This is a genomic window from Streptomyces sp. NPDC001093, from assembly GCF_040298985.1.
Lineage (GTDB): Bacteria > Actinomycetota > Actinomycetes > Streptomycetales > Streptomycetaceae > Streptomyces.
On record NZ_JBEPBF010000002.1, the window covers coordinates 1 to 16,246 of the forward strand.

The 16,246-nt window shown below is 72.9% G+C and carries 16 protein-coding genes and 1 pseudogene; 8 read left to right on the forward strand and 9 right to left on the reverse strand.

The features are described from left to right. A partial coding sequence (locus ABT288_RS01265; protein WP_351601230.1) for a serine/threonine-protein kinase occupies positions 1-1,016 on the reverse strand: 1,016 nt, incomplete at its 3' end. A gap of 189 nt (positions 1,017-1,205) precedes the next feature. Further along, a complete protein-coding gene (gene kbpA / locus ABT288_RS01270; protein WP_351601232.1) occupies positions 1,206-1,880 on the reverse strand; it encodes an AfsK-binding protein KbpA in 675 nt (224 codons plus the stop codon). A gap of 248 nt (positions 1,881-2,128) precedes the next feature. Here kbpA and ABT288_RS01275 point away from each other — a divergent pair, with 248 nt between their 5' ends. After that, positions 2,129-2,764 carry a TetR family transcriptional regulator gene (locus tag ABT288_RS01275; RefSeq protein ID WP_351601818.1) on the forward strand — a complete coding sequence of 212 codons (636 nt, stop codon included), beginning with the start codon at positions 2,129-2,131 and terminating at the stop codon, positions 2,762-2,764. Between the two features lie 108 nt (positions 2,765-2,872). On the opposite strand, the gene ABT288_RS01280 is transcribed toward ABT288_RS01275, so the two are convergent. After that, a complete protein-coding gene (locus ABT288_RS01280) occupies positions 2,873-3,325 on the reverse strand; it encodes an Lrp/AsnC family transcriptional regulator (RefSeq protein ID WP_351601234.1) in 453 nt (150 codons plus the stop codon). A gap of 82 nt (positions 3,326-3,407) precedes the next feature. Between ABT288_RS01280 and ABT288_RS01285 the strand changes: the two genes are divergently transcribed. After that, positions 3,408-4,025 carry a LysE family translocator gene (locus ABT288_RS01285; protein ID WP_351601237.1) on the forward strand — a complete coding sequence of 206 codons (618 nt, stop codon included), beginning with the start codon at positions 3,408-3,410 and terminating at the stop codon, positions 4,023-4,025. Here ABT288_RS01285 and ABT288_RS01290 read toward each other — a convergent pair. Together ABT288_RS01290 and ABT288_RS01295 are read right to left on the reverse strand one after the other, a co-directional pair. Next, complete coding sequence (locus ABT288_RS01290) at positions 4,022-4,495, reverse strand: nitroreductase family deazaflavin-dependent oxidoreductase (RefSeq protein ID WP_351601240.1); 474 nt, start codon at positions 4,493-4,495, stop codon at positions 4,022-4,024. The genes ABT288_RS01285 and ABT288_RS01290 overlap by 4 nt on opposite strands. Next, positions 4,492-5,700 carry an acyl-CoA dehydrogenase family protein gene (locus tag ABT288_RS01295; protein WP_351601242.1) on the reverse strand — a complete coding sequence of 403 codons (1,209 nt, stop codon included), beginning with the start codon at positions 5,698-5,700 and terminating at the stop codon, positions 4,492-4,494. Before ABT288_RS01295 ends, ABT288_RS01290 begins: the two co-directional genes overlap by 4 nt. Positions 5,701-5,821: 121 nt before the next feature. On the opposite strand from ABT288_RS01295, the gene ABT288_RS01300 reads away from it, so the two are divergent. Next, complete coding sequence (locus ABT288_RS01300; RefSeq protein ID WP_351601245.1) at positions 5,822-6,991, forward strand: thiolase C-terminal domain-containing protein; 1,170 nt, start codon at positions 5,822-5,824, stop codon at positions 6,989-6,991. Positions 6,992-7,001: 10 nt separating this feature from the next. On the opposite strand, the gene ABT288_RS01305 is transcribed toward ABT288_RS01300, so the two are convergent. Beyond that, on the reverse strand, positions 7,002-7,994 hold the full coding sequence (locus ABT288_RS01305) for a CorA family divalent cation transporter (RefSeq protein ID WP_351601248.1): 993 nt from the start codon (positions 7,992-7,994) through the stop codon (positions 7,002-7,004). A gap of 135 nt (positions 7,995-8,129) precedes the next feature. On the opposite strand from ABT288_RS01305, the gene ABT288_RS01310 reads away from it, so the two are divergent. Both ABT288_RS01310 and ABT288_RS01320 read left to right on the forward strand, forming a co-directional pair. After that, positions 8,130-8,795 carry a pyridoxine/pyridoxamine 5'-phosphate oxidase gene (locus ABT288_RS01310; protein WP_351601251.1) on the forward strand — a complete coding sequence of 222 codons (666 nt, stop codon included), beginning with the start codon at positions 8,130-8,132 and terminating at the stop codon, positions 8,793-8,795. A 228-nt stretch (positions 8,796-9,023) separates the two neighbouring features. Further along, positions 9,024-9,598, forward strand: a pseudogene (locus tag ABT288_RS01320) (EamA family transporter); the annotation flags it as partial. A gap of 30 nt (positions 9,599-9,628) precedes the next feature. On the opposite strand, the gene ABT288_RS01325 reads toward ABT288_RS01320, so the two are convergent. The 3 genes from ABT288_RS01325 to ABT288_RS01335 form a co-directional block, all read right to left on the reverse strand. Continuing rightward, positions 9,629-10,489: a GNAT family N-acetyltransferase gene (locus tag ABT288_RS01325; RefSeq protein WP_351601253.1), complete on the reverse strand. Its 861-nt coding sequence runs from the start codon at positions 10,487-10,489 to the stop codon at positions 9,629-9,631. Between the two features lie 345 nt (positions 10,490-10,834). Continuing rightward, positions 10,835-11,230, reverse strand: a complete 396-nt coding sequence (locus ABT288_RS01330; protein WP_351601256.1) for a Zn-ribbon domain-containing OB-fold protein — start codon at positions 11,228-11,230, stop codon at positions 10,835-10,837. Beyond that, entirely contained in the window at positions 11,227-11,679 is a 453-nt protein-coding gene (locus tag ABT288_RS01335; protein WP_351601259.1) for a DoxX family membrane protein, read from the reverse strand. Before ABT288_RS01335 ends, ABT288_RS01330 begins: the two co-directional genes overlap by 4 nt. A gap of 204 nt (positions 11,680-11,883) precedes the next feature. Here ABT288_RS01335 and ABT288_RS01340 point away from each other — a divergent pair, with 204 nt between their 5' ends. The 3 genes from ABT288_RS01340 (at position 11,884) to ABT288_RS01350 (ending at position 16,243) form a co-directional block, all read left to right on the forward strand. After that, positions 11,884-13,080: a flavin-containing monooxygenase gene (locus ABT288_RS01340; RefSeq protein WP_351601261.1), complete on the forward strand. Its 1,197-nt coding sequence runs from the start codon at positions 11,884-11,886 to the stop codon at positions 13,078-13,080. Positions 13,081-13,238: 158 nt separating this feature from the next. After that, entirely contained in the window at positions 13,239-15,461 is a 2,223-nt protein-coding gene (locus tag ABT288_RS01345; RefSeq protein WP_351601264.1) for an acetate--CoA ligase family protein, read from the forward strand. Continuing rightward, a complete protein-coding gene (locus tag ABT288_RS01350; protein WP_351601267.1) occupies positions 15,458-16,243 on the forward strand; it encodes an enoyl-CoA hydratase/isomerase family protein in 786 nt (261 codons plus the stop codon). Before ABT288_RS01345 ends, ABT288_RS01350 begins: the two co-directional genes overlap by 4 nt. The last annotated feature ends 3 nt before the right edge of the window (positions 16,244-16,246 follow it).

Consider the following 16,246-nt stretch of genomic DNA (forward strand, 5'->3'; position numbering starts at 1 on the left):
GGGACGCCGACGGGGACCGGGGCCGGGGCCGGCGGGTCGAAGGCGGGCGGCGGGGGTACGGCCGCACGGCCGCCGCTCCTGGGGCCGCCGGCCGGGGCCGGGGAGGGCTTGGCGGCGGGGCGGCCGCCGCGTCGGGCCTCGATGAGGGCGACCGCCTTCTCGGGCAGCCAGGCCGACGCGGTGCCGCTGTCGTCGGAGCCCGAGCCGAAGAGGTGCGGGGCCAGCTGGGCCTGGAGGTCGGCCGGGCTGGGCCGGGCGGAGGCCTCCATCTGCATGCAGACCTCGATGAGCGGGCGCAGCTCGTCGGGCAGGCCGGTGAGGTCCGGGCCCTCGCGGAGCAGCATGAAGACGGTCTCGACGGGGTTGGCGCCGTGGAAGGGCGGGTGGCCGGTGGCCGCGAAGACCAGCATCGAGCCGAGGGAGAAGACATCGCTGGCGCCGGTGACGCTGCGGGAGTCCTTGGCCTGCTCGGGGGACATGTAGGCGGGGGTGCCCACGGCGACGTTCGTCATGGTCAGCCGGGTGTTGGAGACCCCGGAGGCGATGCCGAAGTCGATCACCCGGGGGCCGTCCTCGACCACGAGCACGTTGGACGGCTTCAGGTCGCGGTGGACCAGCCCCGCGCCGTGGATGGACTGGAGGGCTTCGGCGACGCCCGCCGCGAGCCAGCGCACGGCCTGGGCCGGGAGCGGCCCGCAGTCGTTCACTATCTCCTCGAGCGAGGGCGCCGGTACGTACGCGGTCGCCAGCCACGGCACGGCGGCGCGCGGGTCGGCGTCGACCACGGCCGCCGTGTAGAAGCCGGAGACCGCGCGGGCCGCCTCCACCTCACGGGTGAAGCGGACCCGGAAGAGCTGGTCCTCGGCCAGCTCGGTGCGCACCGTCTTGATCGCCACGCGCCGGCCGGACGCCGAGCGCGCGAGATAGACCAGCCCCATGCCGCCGGCGCCCAGCCGGCCCAGCACCTCGAACGGCCCGATCCGCCGCGGATCGTGCTGCGTCAGCTGATCCACCACTTGCCTGCCACCTCCCCGTACGAGCCGCGCCACTCTCCATATGTACGCGACCGAAGTGCAGCGTCTCACCACCGCACCGCCGTGGCGGCACGCACCCCGATTCTTCCTGGCCGGGCGGCTGGTTGCGAACCCGGTGATATTCGGGGTGTCTCTGTACCAACCGGTACCAATCACCCCAAAGCGGACGGGTCAGCGCTGCAGCAGTGCGAACGACGCCCCCTGATTGTCGGTGACGACGGCCACTCGTCCGTACGACGTCTCGAAGGGTGGCGCCTGCACCCGGCCGCCGAGCCGCTGTACGGCCCCGAGGGCGTCGTCCAGGTCCGCGACGCGGAAGTGGGTCAGGAAGTGCGGGGGCATCTCGGCCGGGAAGACCTCGGTGACCTCGGCACGGCCGAAGTCGGGCCGGGCCTCGGCGCCGAACAGGGCGTCGTGGAAGAGGCCGCCGTAGAAGGCGTTGGCGGCGGCCGTGTCCCGCGTGTACAGCTGGGCCCAGACGAAGGTGCCGGGCTCGTGCCGCCGCCCGAAGCCCCGGTGGCGGCCCGCCTGCCACAGGCCGAACACGGCGCCCGAGGGATCGGCGGCGAGGGCGGCCACCCCCAGGTCGCCCACCGGGAACGGGGCCATGACCACCTGCCCGCCGGCCGCGGTGATCCGCCGGCCGAGGGCCTCGGCGTCCGGGGTCGCGAAGGACACCGTCCAGACGGTGGGCATCCGGCCGTCGATCTTGGGGGCCAGCGAGGCGACGGGCTCCCCCGCCAGCCGGGCCCACACCGAGGAGCCGTACGCGTCCTCGAAGGTCCACCCGAAGAGCTCACCGTAGAACCGCTTGCCCGCCTCGACGTCGGCGAGCTGTGCATCCACCCAGCAGGGCACACCTTCCCCGTATGCCTCTTCCACGACTTCCGCCTCAAATACCTCTTCGGATTCCGAGGTCTCTTCCGCCTCTTCGTTCCCGGATGCCCTGTTTTCGGCCATGCCGTCAAAGTAACCGGGCCGCACGCACCGCGCAGACCAGGCACACCACCCTCAGAGCACCCATGCACCCCATTTGCAGTCGGCCGAATCGCGCTCCGATCACCCCTCGGTAAGCTGACGGCATGACAGGACAAGTGCGTACCGTCGACGGCCGCGTGGCCGGCCGGCGTGGGCAGGCGACCCGGCAGAAGCTGCTCGACTGCCTCAGCGAGATGCTCAGCTCCTCCCCCTACCGGGACGTCAAGGTCATCGATGTCGCCCGGAAGGCGGGTACTTCGCCCGCGACCTTCTACCAGTACTTCCCGGACGTCGAAGGCGCCGTCCTGGAGATCGCCGAACAAATGGCGACCGAGGGCGCCGGATTGACCCAACTGCTCCAAGGGCGGTCCTGGGCCGGCAAGTCGGGATGGCAGACCGCGCAGGAACTCGTGGACGGATTCCTGGAGTTCTGGCGCAGGAACGACGCGATCCTGCGGGTCGTCGACCTCGGCGCCGCCGAGGGGGACAAACGGTTCTACAAGATCCGCATGAAGATCCTCAACTCCGTGAACAACTCCCTCGCGGACTCGATCGCCGAGCTGCAGTCCAAGGGCAGGGTCGACAAGGACGTGAACCCGGCGGCGGTGGCCGGCTCGCTCGTCGCGATGCTCGCGGCGGTGGCGGCGCACCAGAAGGGTTTCCAGTCCTGGGGTGTGAAACAGGCCGAACTCAAGCCGAACCTGGCGTTGTTGGTACACCTGGGCGTGACCGGAAAGAAGCCGAGCAAGTAACAACGCCCGCTGCCACACCCCTTATTGCACCCTTTTTCATGCCCAAGTCCTGTCTGGCAGGCGGTGGTTCACTCGCGTCTCGCACGCGGTGAGCCACCGCCTGCACCGCTATGCGGGCAGCGGACGGTCCCGTACGACGTGCTTCATCACCAGCGTCGAGGTCAGCCGCTGCACCCCCGGCAGGGTCGCCAGCCGCTCGTCGTAGAGCCGCTGGAAGGCCGCGAGGTCGGCGGTCGCCACCCGGAGCAGATAGTCGGGCTCGCCGAAGAGCCGCTGGGCGTCGAGCACGTGCTCCAGCTCGCCGACCGCCCGCTCGAACTCGGCGACCGTGTCCCGGTCCTCCTGCCGCATCGACACGAAGACCAGCGCCTCGAAGTTCAGCCCGAGCGCCGCCGCGTCCACCACCGCCCGGTAGCCCTGGATGGCACCGGAGCGCTCCAGCTCACGCAGCCGGCGGTGGCAGGGCGAGACGCTGAGACGCACCCGGGCGGCCAGCTCGGTCACGGTCAGGCGCCCGTCCTGCTGCAGCTCGGCAAGGATTTTCCGGTCCATGTCGTCCATGAGCAATATCTTCCCCCAGAACCGCTGCTTGCGGGCAAACTTCGGGAACACTTTCGGCCCATCCACGCCTAATGTCGCCGACATGGACTCGGGACTGCTCTTCTCCTTCCTCGCCGTCGACGTGCTGCTGGTGTGCGTGCCGGGCGCCGACTGGGCGTACGTGATCGCGACCGCCGTGCGCCGCGGCTCGGTGCCGCGCGCGGTGGCCGGCCTGGTCTGCGGCTACGCCCTGCACACGGCCCTGGCGACGGCGGGCCTCGCGGTCCTGGTGGCGGGCTCGCCGAGACTGCTGACGGCCCTGACCGTGGCGGGCGCGGGGTATCTGCTGTGGCTCGGCTGGGGTGTGCTGCGCCGGCCGGCGGTACCGGGAGCCACGGAGGAGGCCTCCCCCGACGGGCGTCTCTTCCTGCGCGGCGCCACGATCAGCGGCCTCAACCCCAAGGGCCTGCTGCTCTACCTCTCCGTCCTCCCCCAGTTCCTCACCCTGCGCGGCACCCACCTGCCCGTCCCCGTCCAGACGGCGGCCCTCGGCCTGCTCCACATGGCCTGCTGCGCGGCCGTCTACCTCACCGTCGGCACGTTGTCGCGTGCGCTGCTCTCCGCGAGGCCGACGGCGGCCCGGGCGGTGACGCGGACGTCGGGGGCGGCGATGCTGGGGATCGGCGCGGTTCTCCTGGCGGAGCGCCTGGCCGGGGTTTAGGGGGTCTCCGTGATCCGGAACAGCCGGATCTCCCTCGTCACCCGGGCCTGATACGTGGCGTACGGCGGCCAGAACTCCAGGAGTGCCGTCCAGGCCTCCGCCCGCTCGTCCGCGGTGAGCAGCCGGGCGGTGACCGGGATGTCCCGGCCCTTCCAGCTGATCACGGCCTCCGGGTGGGCGAGCAGGTTGTGACTCCAGGCGGGATGCCCGGGCCGCCCGAAGTTGGAGCCGACGAGCAGCCAGCTCCTGCCGTCCGCCTCCGGCATGCAGGCCAGCGGGGTCCGGCGGAGCAGTCCGCTGCGGGCGCCGGTCGAGGTGAGGACCAACCCGGGCAGCATCCGGGTGCTGAGCAGGTACCGCCCCCGGGTGAGCCGGTGGACCGCCCGGTCGAGTGCCGGGATCACATGGGGCGCGACCTTCGCGAACCCGCGCGTCGAGGACACCTTCTGCACCAGCCGGACGCCGATCACACCGTCACCTCCGTGCCCGCGAAGAGACCGGCGGCCTCGGCGGCCCGGTCCCGCAGCCGGTGCACCGGCCCGAACAGCAGCTCGTCCCCGGCGGCCCGCTTGAAGTACAGCTGCGCGTCGTGCTCCCAGGTGAACCCGATCCCCCCGTGCAACTGGATCCCCTCGCCTGCGGCCCCCCGCAACGCCTCCAGGGCCTGCGCGAGCGCGAGCCCACCACTTCGTTCACCCTGAGCACCCGAGGACCCGGCGCCGGCGCCGCAGGCCCACGCCGCGTGATACGCCGCCGACCGAGCCGCCTGCACCCCCACGTACACGTCGGCCAGCCGATGCTTCACCGCCTGGAAGGACCCCACCGGCCGCCCGAACTGCTCGCGCTGCCCGACGTACTCCACGGTCCGCTCCAGTACCCGTTCCGCCGCCCCGACGGCCTCACAGGCGAGCACGGCGGCGACCCCGTCACCGAGCACGGCCAGGGCGGGCAACACGTCCACCCCCTCCTCGCCGAGCAACTCCGCGCGAACGTCCCGCAGTTGGACGCGGCCCTGCGGCCGGGTGGCGTCGAGCGCGGTCTGCCGGGCTCGTACGACGCCGGGCGCGTCCCCGGCGACCAGGAACAGCAGGGTCCGCGACCGCGCGAAGCCCCCGGTGTGGGCGGCGACGAGCAGCAGCCCCGCGCTGTGCCCGTCCAGCACTTGGTCGACCTGCCCGTACAGCCGCCAGTCGCCGTCGGCGTGCCGGGCCTGGACGCCCCCGGCCCGTCCGCCACCGGCCGAGAAGCTGCCGTTGTCGCAGGTCAGGGCGAGGGCCGTGGTCAGGGCCGGGCCGGGGACGGCCAGGGTGGCGGTGAGGGTGCCGGCGGCCAGGCGGGGCAGCAGTTCGGCGCGCTGGGCCTCGGTGCCGAGGGCGAGGATCAGCGGGGCGGCCAGGACGGAGGTGGCCGGCAGCGGGGAGGGGGCGAGCGCCCGGCCGGTCTCCTCGCAGGCGAGGGCCAGTTCGGTGAGGGTGCAGCCGACACCGCCGTACCGCTCGGGCAGGGCGAGCCCGGGCAGGCCGAGCTGGTCGGCGAGGGCCGACCACAGGAGGGGGTCGTGTCCGGCCGGGCTGTCGACGGCGGCCCGCAGCTCGGGCGAGCCGCACCGCTTGTGCAGCAGCTCGCGCAGGGTGCGGCGGATCTCGTCCTGCTCGGCGGTCAGGCGCGTGTCCATGGCGGGTCCCTCATCCCTCCCGAGCCGATCTGACGGAGCGTCATATTAGGGCGCGGGCGCACGGATGCCCAGGGTCACGACACCTGCCGCGAGCCGCCGTATCTGATGTACCGTCAGATCCATGACGGCTGGGAGCAGGAAGGTCGCCGTGGTCGGGGTGGCCCTCTCCGACTGCGGGCGCGTGGACGACGCCACCCCGTACACCCTGCACGCGCAGGCGGCCCGCCGCGCCCTCGCGGACGCGGGGCTCGACCGCGCCCGGGTCGACGGCCTCGCCTCGGCGGGCCTCGGCACACTGGCCCCGGTGGAGGTGGCCGAGTACCTGGGCCTGCGCCCCACCTGGGTGGACTCCACCTCGGTCGGCGGCTCGACCTGGGAGGTCATGGCGGCGCACGCGGCGGACGCGATAGCCGCGGGCCACGCGAACGCCGTCCTGCTCGTCTACGGCTCGACGGCACGCGCCGACATCAGGGCGGGCCGCAGGACCGGCGACCTGTCCTTCGGCGCCCGCGGTCCCCTCCAGTTCGAGGTCCCCTACGGCCACACCCTGATCGCCAAGTACGCGATGGCCGCCCGCCGCCACATGATCGAACACGGCACGACCGTCGAGCAGCTGGCCGAGGTCGCGGTCCAGGCCCGGGCCAACGCAGCACTGAACCCGCAGGCGATGTTCCGCGACCCGATCACGGTCGACGACGTCCTGGCCGGCCCGATGATCGCCGACCCCTTCACCAAGCTGCACTGCTGCCTGCGCTCGGACGGCGGCGCGGCGGTCCTGCTGGCGGCCGAGGAGTACGTACGGGACTGCCGTACGGCCCCCGTGTGGGTCCTCGGCACCGGGGAGCAGGTCTCGCACGCGGCGATGTCGGAGTGGACGGACTTCACGGTGTCCCCGGCGGCGGTGAGCGGGCGGCTGGCCTTCGAGCGGGCGGGCGTGGGACCGGCCGAGATGGACTTCGCCGAGATCTACGACGCCTTCACCTACATGACCCTGGTGACCCTGGAGGATCTCGGCTTCTGCGGGAAGGGCGAGGGCGGGGCGTTCGTGGAGAAGGGCCGGCTGCTGGTGCGGGGCGGGGAACTGCCGGTCAACACGGACGGGGGCGGCCTGTCGGCCCAACACCCCGGAATGCGGGGGCTGTTCCTGCTGGTGGAGGCGGTGCTGCAACTGCGCGGGGAGGCCGGGGAACGGCAGGTGCGGACGCGGGACGGGCAGTTGCCGAGGCTGGGGGTGGCCTCCGGGACGGGGGGCTGGTTCTGCTCGTCGGGGACGGTCGTTCTGGGCCGGTGAGGGCCCCGCCTCAGTCCTCCTCCAGCAGCCGGCGCCAGATGCGGGTGCGGTGCAGCACGTAGAGGGAGCTCAGCAGGACGACCGCCTGCAGCCCGACGGCGAGCAGCCAGAACTCGTCCCTGGTCTCCAGTCTGTTCGTCAGGAACGTGAAGTTCATGCCGAAGAACCCGGTGATGAACGACAGCGGCAGGAAGATCACCGACACGATGGCCAGCCGGTTGATCACGCCGTTCTGCTCGCCCGCGACGAGCGAGGAGTAACTGGCGAAGGCCCGGCGGGTGGCGTCCTGGAGGGACTCGACGTCGGCGAGCACCAGCCTTCCGGCGGTCTGGAACCCCTGGGCCCGCCTCTGCCGGTCCTCGGGGAAGGTGGGGCTCATCATCCGGCGGGTGAGGATCTCGTCGACCGCCTGGAGGTAGGGCAGCAGGGCGTGGTGCAGCAGGGCGGAGCGCCGTCGCAGCCGCGCCAGACGGTAGATCTGCTCGGGCCGCCGCTGCTCGAACATGCCGTCCTCGAGTTCCTCGGTCTCCAGCAGCGCCCGCACGGCGGCCCGGCGGAAGGTGGCCAGCGCCTCCTGGAGCAGGAGGAAGAGCACGGCGACGGTGTCCTCGGGCCGCTCGTGCCGCAACGCCGTGGTGAGGCTCCTGGCCAGCCCGGCCTGGCCCCGGTGCACGGCGGCCAGGAACCGTTCGGTCACCACGATGTGGATGTGGGCGATCCGGTCCCCGTGGACCACCGGCACCACGAAGGCGGCCCGGTCCCCCAGGAACTCGGCCCGCGGGGCCTCACCCGCCCTGCCGAACCAGTCCAGGTCCTCGGCATCCTCCAGGCCCAGCTGACCGGCGATCGGCGCCTCCCGCTCCGGCGCTTCCCGCTCCGGCGCTTCCTCCGGCAGTTCGACGTCGACGAGCAGGAAGGACGCGGCGGCCAGCCGCGCCCGCGCCTCCGAGACATCCGTACGGGTGATGGTCATCTCGGGCATCGACACCACCGTTACGATCATCGCCCCTCACCGTCATTCCCGAAGCCCGTGGCTCCGAGCGTCCCCGGCCCCAGGCGTTCCCGCACGCGGAGGCACTCGTGTGCGTCGCGGGACGGCTGCCGAACGGATGACGGTGCCCGTGGCGATACTCGGCACATGGAAACGGATCTCCACGCAACTCTGAGGTCGCTGCGGGTATGGGACCCCGACGTCACCGACCTGCGCCCCTTCGCCCCCGACACCGCCCCGCCGACCCCGCTGCCCCTGTTCACGAGCTGGCTCGCGGAGGCGGTCGCGGCCGGGCAGCCGGAGCCGCACACGATGTCGCTGGCCACGGTGGACGAGGAAGGGCGGCCGGACGTACGGATCGTGATGCTGCACGGCGCCGACCCGGACGGCTGGTCCTTCGGCACCCACTCCACCAGCCGCAAGGGCCGCGCCCTGAGCGCGCACCCGTACGCGGCCCTGGCCTTCTACTGGCCGGTGCTGGGCCGCCAGCTCCGGGTGCGCGGGCCGGTGACCTCGGCGCCCTCCCACGAGAGCCAGGCCGACCTGCACGCCCGCTCGACCGGGGCACTGGCCGCGGCGCTCACCGGGCGGCAGAGCGAGGAGCTGTCCTCACTGGACGAGCTGCGGCGGGCGTCGCAGGCCGCGTGGGAGCGGGCCCGCGAGAACCCGGCCGAGCCGTCTCCCACCTGGACCCTCTACCGGCTTCGCCCGGAGACGGTGGAGTTCTTCCAGGGGGACGCGGACAGGCGGCACGTACGGCTGGAGTACCGGAGCACGGAGTTCGGCTGGAGCAAGGCGCTGCTCTGGCCCTGACCCTTACGAGGCGCTCATGCCCTTGGCCCTCACGGGGGCTCATGCCCCCGCCACCAGTCGCCGGGCCAGACGCACCAGGTCCGAAATCGCCGGGTGAGCAGGAGTTCCCCGCTGCCAGGCGAGAAGCACCGGTACCGGAGGGGCGTCGGTCAGAGGGCGGAAGGCGATCGCGGGGTGCGTGTGCACACCCGGTGTCGCCGTCGTCGTGATGCCCACCGCCCGCCCGGCCGGATCCCGCTGGGCCCCGCGGTGACCCTGGAGGTGCTCGGCCCGCTCGCGCTGTCCGTCGTCGCCGCGCGCCGGGCGGTGAGCCTGCTGTGGGCCGGGCTCGCGCTCGCCGGGGTCCTGCTGCTCGGACAGGAGGGCCTGGGCCGGCTCAGCCTCCCCGGTGCCGGGTTCGCGCTCGGCGCGGGTGCGCTGTGGGCGGCGTACATCGTCTTCAACTCCCGGACCGGCGCCCGCTTTTCACGGCTCGACGGGCTGGCCGTGGCGATGGCCGTGGCCGCGCTGCTGAGCCTGCCGCTGGGCATCGCCTCGGCCGGTACCGCGCTGCTGCGGCCGGGGCGCTGGGGCTCGGCCTGGCCGTGGCCCTGCTGTCCTCGGGCCTGCCGTACCCCCTGGAACTGCTGGCCCTGCGCCGGCTGCCCGCCCCGACCTTCGCGATCCTGATGAGCCTGGCCCCGGCGATCGCGGCCCTGGCCGGCTTCCTGGTCCTCGGCCAGACCCTGTCGGCCACCCAGTACCTGGCCATCGCCATGGTGGTGACGGCGAGCGCGGGGGCGGTGCGAGCGGGACGCGGCTGATCCTGCCCGGCGCGCCCTCTCCCCCCACCGTCAGTCGTCGAACCTCCACACGGTGAAGTCCGCCACCGGCCGGTAGCCGATCCTCTGGTACAGCCCGTTGCTCGTCGGGTTGTCGAGGTCGGTGAAGAGAAGGATCTCCGAAGCCCCGGCCTCCCGCGCGGCCCGGCTCACCTCCGCCGTGGCCGCGCCCGCGTATCCGCGTCCCCGCAGGCCGACCGGGGTGTAGACGGGGGCGACACGGACCTGGCCGGCCGTTTCGGGGGTGACCCCGGCCATGGCGAGCGGGGTGCCGTCGTGGGCTTCCCAGAGGGTGATGCCGCCGTAGGAGATACGGCCGTCGGCCCAGTTCCCCGCCTCCTGGCCGACGCCGCCCGTGATCTCCTTGAACTCCTCGAACCAGCGGATCAGCAGTTCCCGGTCCGCCGGCCCGGCGATCCGCGCCCGCCCTTGCGGCCGGGGCTCGGGCACGGTCAACTCGCCCAACCGGTAGAGCCGTTGCCGCTTGTCGAGGGCGACCGCCGTACCGGTACGCCGCTGCCAGGCCGCCGCGAAGGCCTCCGCCGTCTCCCGCGGCCCGGAGACCCCCGGGAGTGCGCGGCCCAGCTCCGCGTACCGGGCCGCCAGGGCGTCGGCCTCCTGCGGGGTGAGCGCGGTGACGTGGACGTGGAAGGGCGGCGTGTGGAGCAGGGCGGCCCGTACCGTGCCGTCGTCCGCTTCGAGCAGGCCGAAGAGGGGGGCCTCCTCGCCGTAGAGGTGCAGCCCGCGGCGGCGCAGCGCGTCCGTCACCGTCAGCGGCAGCGTGTGCAGGGCGGGCCGGGAGCGCAGGAAGTCGCCCGCGCGGGAGAGGAACTCGTCCAGGTCTTCGGTGAGATGCCAGTGCTCAGGGCGCATACGGCCATGATCGGCGCCAACCTCCGGAAGGCACAGCGGTTTTCCCTCGGCAGCCCACCCCTCCGGGCAGCACGCGGGCTCCTCTCGACAGCCCACCCCTCCGGACGGCCGACTTCCCCTCGACAGCTCAGCCTCCAGGCGGACCATCGACTTCCCCTCCGCAGCTCACCCCTCCGGACCGCCCCAGCCCCCTCCGCAGCTCAACCCCCGGAGGCACGCCGACTTCCCCTCAACAGCTCAGCCTCCAGGCGGACCATCGACTTCCCCTCCGCAGCTCACCCCTCCGGACCGCCCCAGCCCCCTCCGCAGCTCCTCCCCGGCCCGACCCCCAGCCCCCTCCGCAGCTCAACCCCCCGGCCGGAACACCGGTATCCCCTCCATGAACGTCACCCGCAGTGGCAGCCCGGCCCGCAGTTCCTCCCCCGCGCACTCCACCACCTGCGTCATCATCCGCGGGCCCTCCGCCAGATCGACCACCGCGGCCACGTACGGCGTGCGTTCGCCGAAGGGTGGCAGGTCGTTGCGATGGACCGTGGACCAGGTGTAGAGCACGGCCCGGCCGCTCGCCTCCTCCCAGGTCACCTCCCTGCTCCAGCAGTGCGGGCAGAACTCGCGCGGGTAGTGGTGGGCCCGGCCGCAGGCCCCGCAGCGGCGGATCAGCAGCCGGCCCCGCGCGGCCGCCTCCCAGTAGGGGCGGGTGAAGGCGTCGGGCTCCGGAAGGTCGTAGCGGACCGCGGTCATCGGAACCACCCCAGCCACGCGTCGATCGACCAGGTCTGCCAGGCCATCCCGAAGAACCCGACGAGCGAGATGAGCGCCATCATCGAGTTCTGCCCCTGCTCGGCCCAGTCGTGGATCATCAGCACGAAGTAGATCGCGTTCAGCAGCAGTCCGCCCAGCAGCGCGATCGGGGTCAGAAAGCCGAGGATCAAGCCGAGGCCCAGGGAGAGTTCGGCGTAGGCGACGACGTACGCCATCAGCTTCGGGTAGGGCTTGACCACCGTCTCGAACCCCGTCCGCACCGGCGCCCAGCGGTGCTTCTCCGCGATCTCCGCCGCCCACGCGATGCCGCTGCCCCGCTCGAACCAGGCCTTCTTGTCCTTGTGCCGCCAGCTCTCCAGCCACCACAGACCGAGACCGATCCGCAGCACCGCCAGCCACTGAGCGCCGTCCAGCCATATGGAGTCCATGATCTGACGGTACGTCAGATCGGCAGTGAAGCCCACCCGCGTGCACCACCTGTGAGTCCCGCCCGGGGGCCATCGCCGTACCGCCACAACCAGGTGTCCTACGTCACCGGCCCCACCCACTCCTCCTACACCCGTGATCGATCCGCAACCAATTCCGGTCTTGACCGAGACCCATCAAGCGGGTGCGTGATTACGCTCCCGAACATGACCGACTCCCGTTCCGCTTCCGTGCAGCTCTCCGCCACGCCCGCCGACCGCCCGGTGTACGTCATCGGCGCCGGTCCGGGCGGTCTGGCCGCCGCGTACGCGCTGCGGGCACGGGGCATACGGGCCGTGGTGCTGGAGAAGGCCGAGAACGTCGGCGCCTCCTGGCGCGGCCACTACGACCGCCTGCGTCTGCACACCACCCGGCGGCTGTCCGCGCTGCCGGGCCTGAAGATCCCCCGGAAGTCCGGGCGCTGGGTGTCGCGCGACGACGTGGTGCGCTACCTGGAGAAGTACGCCGAGCACCACGAACTGGAGATCGTCACCGGCGTGGAGGTCTTCCGCGTCGAGCGGGCCGCGGACGGCACCGGCTGGCTGCTGCACGCCTCCGGCGGGCGCGAACTGACCGGCAGCGCGGTGGTCGTCGCCACCGGCTACAACCACACCCCGCGCGTCCCCGACTGGCCGGGCCGCGACACGTACACCGGCGAGTTCCTGCACGCCTCCGCGTACCGCAACGCGAAGCCGTACGCCGGCCGCGACGTCCTCGTTGTCGGCGTCGGCAACACCGGCGCGGAGATCGCCGTGGACCTGGTGGAGGGCGGGGCCTCACGGGTGCGGCTGTCCGTGCGCACCACCCCGCACATCGTGCGCCGTACGACGCTCGGCTGGCCCGCGCAGTACTCGGGTGTGCTGGTACGGCGGCTGCCGGTGCGGCTGGTGGACCGGCTCGCCAGGTCGATGGCCCGGCTCGGCGTGCCGGACCTGTCGGCCCAGGGCCTGCCGCGCCCGGACACCGGGATGTACAGCAGGGTGAACGAGGGCGCCGTCCCGGTGCAGGACGTCGGCCTGATCGACGCCGTGCGCCAGCGGAGGGTGGAGGTCGTGGCCGCCGTCGAGTCCTTCGAGGGCGGGAACCCCGGAAAGGTCGTCCTCGCCGACGGCAGCCGGATCGAGCCGGACGCGGTGATCGCGGCGACCGGGTACACGCGGGCACTGGAGGCCCTGGTCGGCCATCTCGGGGTGCTGGACGGGCGCGGCAAGCCGGTCGTGCACGGCAGCCGTACACCCGCACAGGCGCCGGGCCTGTACTTCACCGGGTTCACCAACCCGATCAGTGGGATGTTCCGGGAGATGGCGCTCGACGCCGGGAAGATCGCGAAGGCGGCGGCCAGGCACGTGCGCACCCCCCGGTGACGCGCGGCAGACACCCGCGCACCCGTCAGTGACGCGCGGCACCACCCGCGCACCCGTCGGTAACTTTGGGGGTCCGACCCGTTCCTGACATTGCGTCAGTTCAGTAATCTGACAGAGCGTCAGTTTACTTGTGCTGTCTCACAGGAGCGGGCGGACCGATGCTTGGATCAACCCACGGCACCCTCACCACCGACTCCCGCCGGGCCCGGGTCATCGCGTGCGGCGAGCAGCGGCCCGGACCCGTCGTCCACGACCGGGTCGACGACCTCGACGTCAGCGGGCGGCCGCTGTACGCGGAGGTCCCCGACCTGACCCGCTTCTTCCGGCCCGAGTCCGTCGCCGTGATCGGCGCCTCGGACGCGGAGGGACGCCCGAACACCGGGATCACCCGGCAGCTGCTGGCCTGGGCCGAGCGGGTGGGCGCGCGGGTGTACCCGGTGCATCCGACCCGCCCCTCGGTCTTCGGCATCCCCTGCGCCGCCTCCGTCGCCGAACTGCCGCCGGGACAGGTCGACCTGGCCGTGCTGCTCGTGGCCGATCCCCTGCCGGTGATCGGGGAACTGGCCGACGCCAAGGTGAGGTTCGCGGTCGCCTTCGCCTCCGGGTTCGCCGAGACGGGCGAGGCGGGCGCCGAGGCACAGCAGCGGCTGGCGGACGCCGTACGCCGCTCGGGGATCCGGCTCCTCGGCCCGAACACCAACCTCAACGCCTTCGAGCACTTCCGCGAGGACCTGACCGGCCCGGCGATCGCCCTGATCACTCAGTCGGGCCACCAGGGCCGCCCGGTCTTCTCCCTCCAGGAGCTGGGCGTCCGCCTCTCCCACTGGGCGCCCACCGGCAACGAGGCCGACCTGGAGACCGCCGACTTCCTGTCCTGGTTCGCCGAGCAGCCCGAGGTCGGCGCGATCGCCGCTTACGTGGAGGGCCTGAAGGACGGCCGCGCCTTCCTGCTGGCCGCCGACCGCGCCGCCCGCCGCGGGGTGCCGGTGGTCGCGGTGAAGGTGGGCCGCACCGAGACCGGCGCCCGTACGGCGGCCTCGCACACCGGCAAGCTCACGGGCGCCGACGACGTGGTGGACGCGGCGATGCGCCAGTTCGGGGTCGTACGGGTCGACGGTCTCGACGAACTCCAGGACACCGCGACCCTGTTGGCGCGGGCACGGGCGCCGCTGGCGGACGGGGTCGCGGTGTACTCGATCTCCGGCGGCACCGGCGCCCATGCCGCCGACCTGGCCACGGCGGCCGGGCTACGGCTCCCCCGCCTGCCGGAGGCCAAGCAGGCCGAGCTGCACCAGTGGATACCGGAGTACCTGAGCGTGGCCAACCCGGTGGACAACGGCGGGCATCCGGTGGGCGACCGGCGCGGCCGGAAGATCATCGACGCGATCCTCGCCGACCCGTCGATCGGCGTCCTGATCTGCCCCGTCACCGGCCCGTTCCCGCCGCTCAGCGACAAGCTCGTACGGGACCTCACCGATGCGGCCGAGGAGACGGACAAGCTGGTGTGCGTGGTGTGGGGCTCGCCGGTCGGCACGGAGGCGGCGTACCGCGAGGTGCTGCTCGGCTCCACCCGCGTGGCCACCTTCCGCACGCTGGGCAACTGTCTGAAGGCCGTCCGCGCCTGGCTGGACCACCACCGCTTCGTGAGCGACTACCGCTCCCCCTTCGACGAGGCCCCGCGCACCCCCTCCCCCTCCTTCCGCAAGGCCGAGGCCCTGATGCGGCCCGGCCAGCAGCTCAGCGAGCACGGGGCCAAGCAGCTGCTGCGCGCCTACGGCATCCGGGTGCCGCGCGAGCAGCTGGTGACCAGCGCGGCGGCGGCCGTACGGGCGGCGGCCCAGGTCGGCTACCCGGTGGTGATGAAGGCCTCCGGCGCCCGGATCGCCCACAAGACGGAACTGGGCCTGGTGAAGATCGGCCTGACGTCGGCCAGCCAGGTCAGGGACGCCTACCGCGAACTGACCGACATCGCCCGTTACGACGGCGTCGCGCTGGACGGGATCCTGGTGTGCCAGATGGTCGAGCAGGGCGTGGAGATGGTCCTCGGGATGACCCACGACGACCTGTTCGGCCCGACGGTGACGGTGGGTCTCGGCGGAGTGCTGGTGGAGGTCCTGCACGACGCCGCCGTGCGCGTCCCCCCGTTCGGCGAGGACCAGGCCCGCGCCATGCTCACCGAGCTCCGCGGCCGAGCCCTGCTGGACGGCGTCCGGGGCCGCCCGCCGGCCGACCGGGAGGCGCTGGTCGAGGTGATCCTGCGGGTGCAGCGGATGGCGCTCGAACTGGGCGAGTTCGTCTCGGAGCTGGACATCAACCCGCTGATGGTGCTGCCCCGGGGCCAGGGCGCCGTCGCACTGGACGCACTGGTGGTGTGCCGATGAGCGAGCTGGAGACCGAGTGCGGCGGCCAGGTCACTCACCTCACCCTGAACCGCCCCGGGGCGTTGAACGCCCTCACTCCCGCGCTGAGGGACGAGTTGATCGACCGCCTTTCCGAGGCGTCCGCCGCCCCTGACGTCCGGGCGGTGGTCCTGACCGGCACGGGCCGGGGCTTCTGCGCGGGCGCGGACCTGAGAGGCGGCACCGACGGCGGCGACCGGCTGCCCGGCGACGTGGCCCGGATGCTGCGCCGGGGCGCCCAGCGCCTGATCGCGGCCGTCCTGGACTGCGAGAAGCCGGTGATCGCCGCCGTGAACGGCACGGCGGCGGGCCTCGGCGCGCACCTGGCGTTCGCCTGCGACCTGGTCCTGGCCGCCGAGTCGGCCCGCTTCGTCGAGGTGTTCGTGCGGCGGGGACTGGTCCCGGACGCGGGCGGCGCCTACCTCCTCCCCCGCCTGCTGGGCCCCCACCGGGCGAAGGAGCTGATGTTCTTCGGCGACGCGGTGCCGGCGGCGGACGCGGAACGCCTGGGCCTGGTCAACCGGGTCGTACCCGACGCGGACCTGGCGAAGACGGCCCGCGAGTGGGCGGCCCGCCTGGCGTCCGGTCCCACCCGGTCCCTGGCCCTGACCAAGCACCTGGTGAACACCTCCCTGGACTCGGACCGCGCCACCGCCTTCGCCGCGGAGGCCTGGGCCCAGGAACTCAACATGACGACCGAGGACGCCCACGAGGGCCTGCGGGCGTTCGCGGAGCGGCGGGGGGCACAGTTCCGGGGGCGGTGAGGG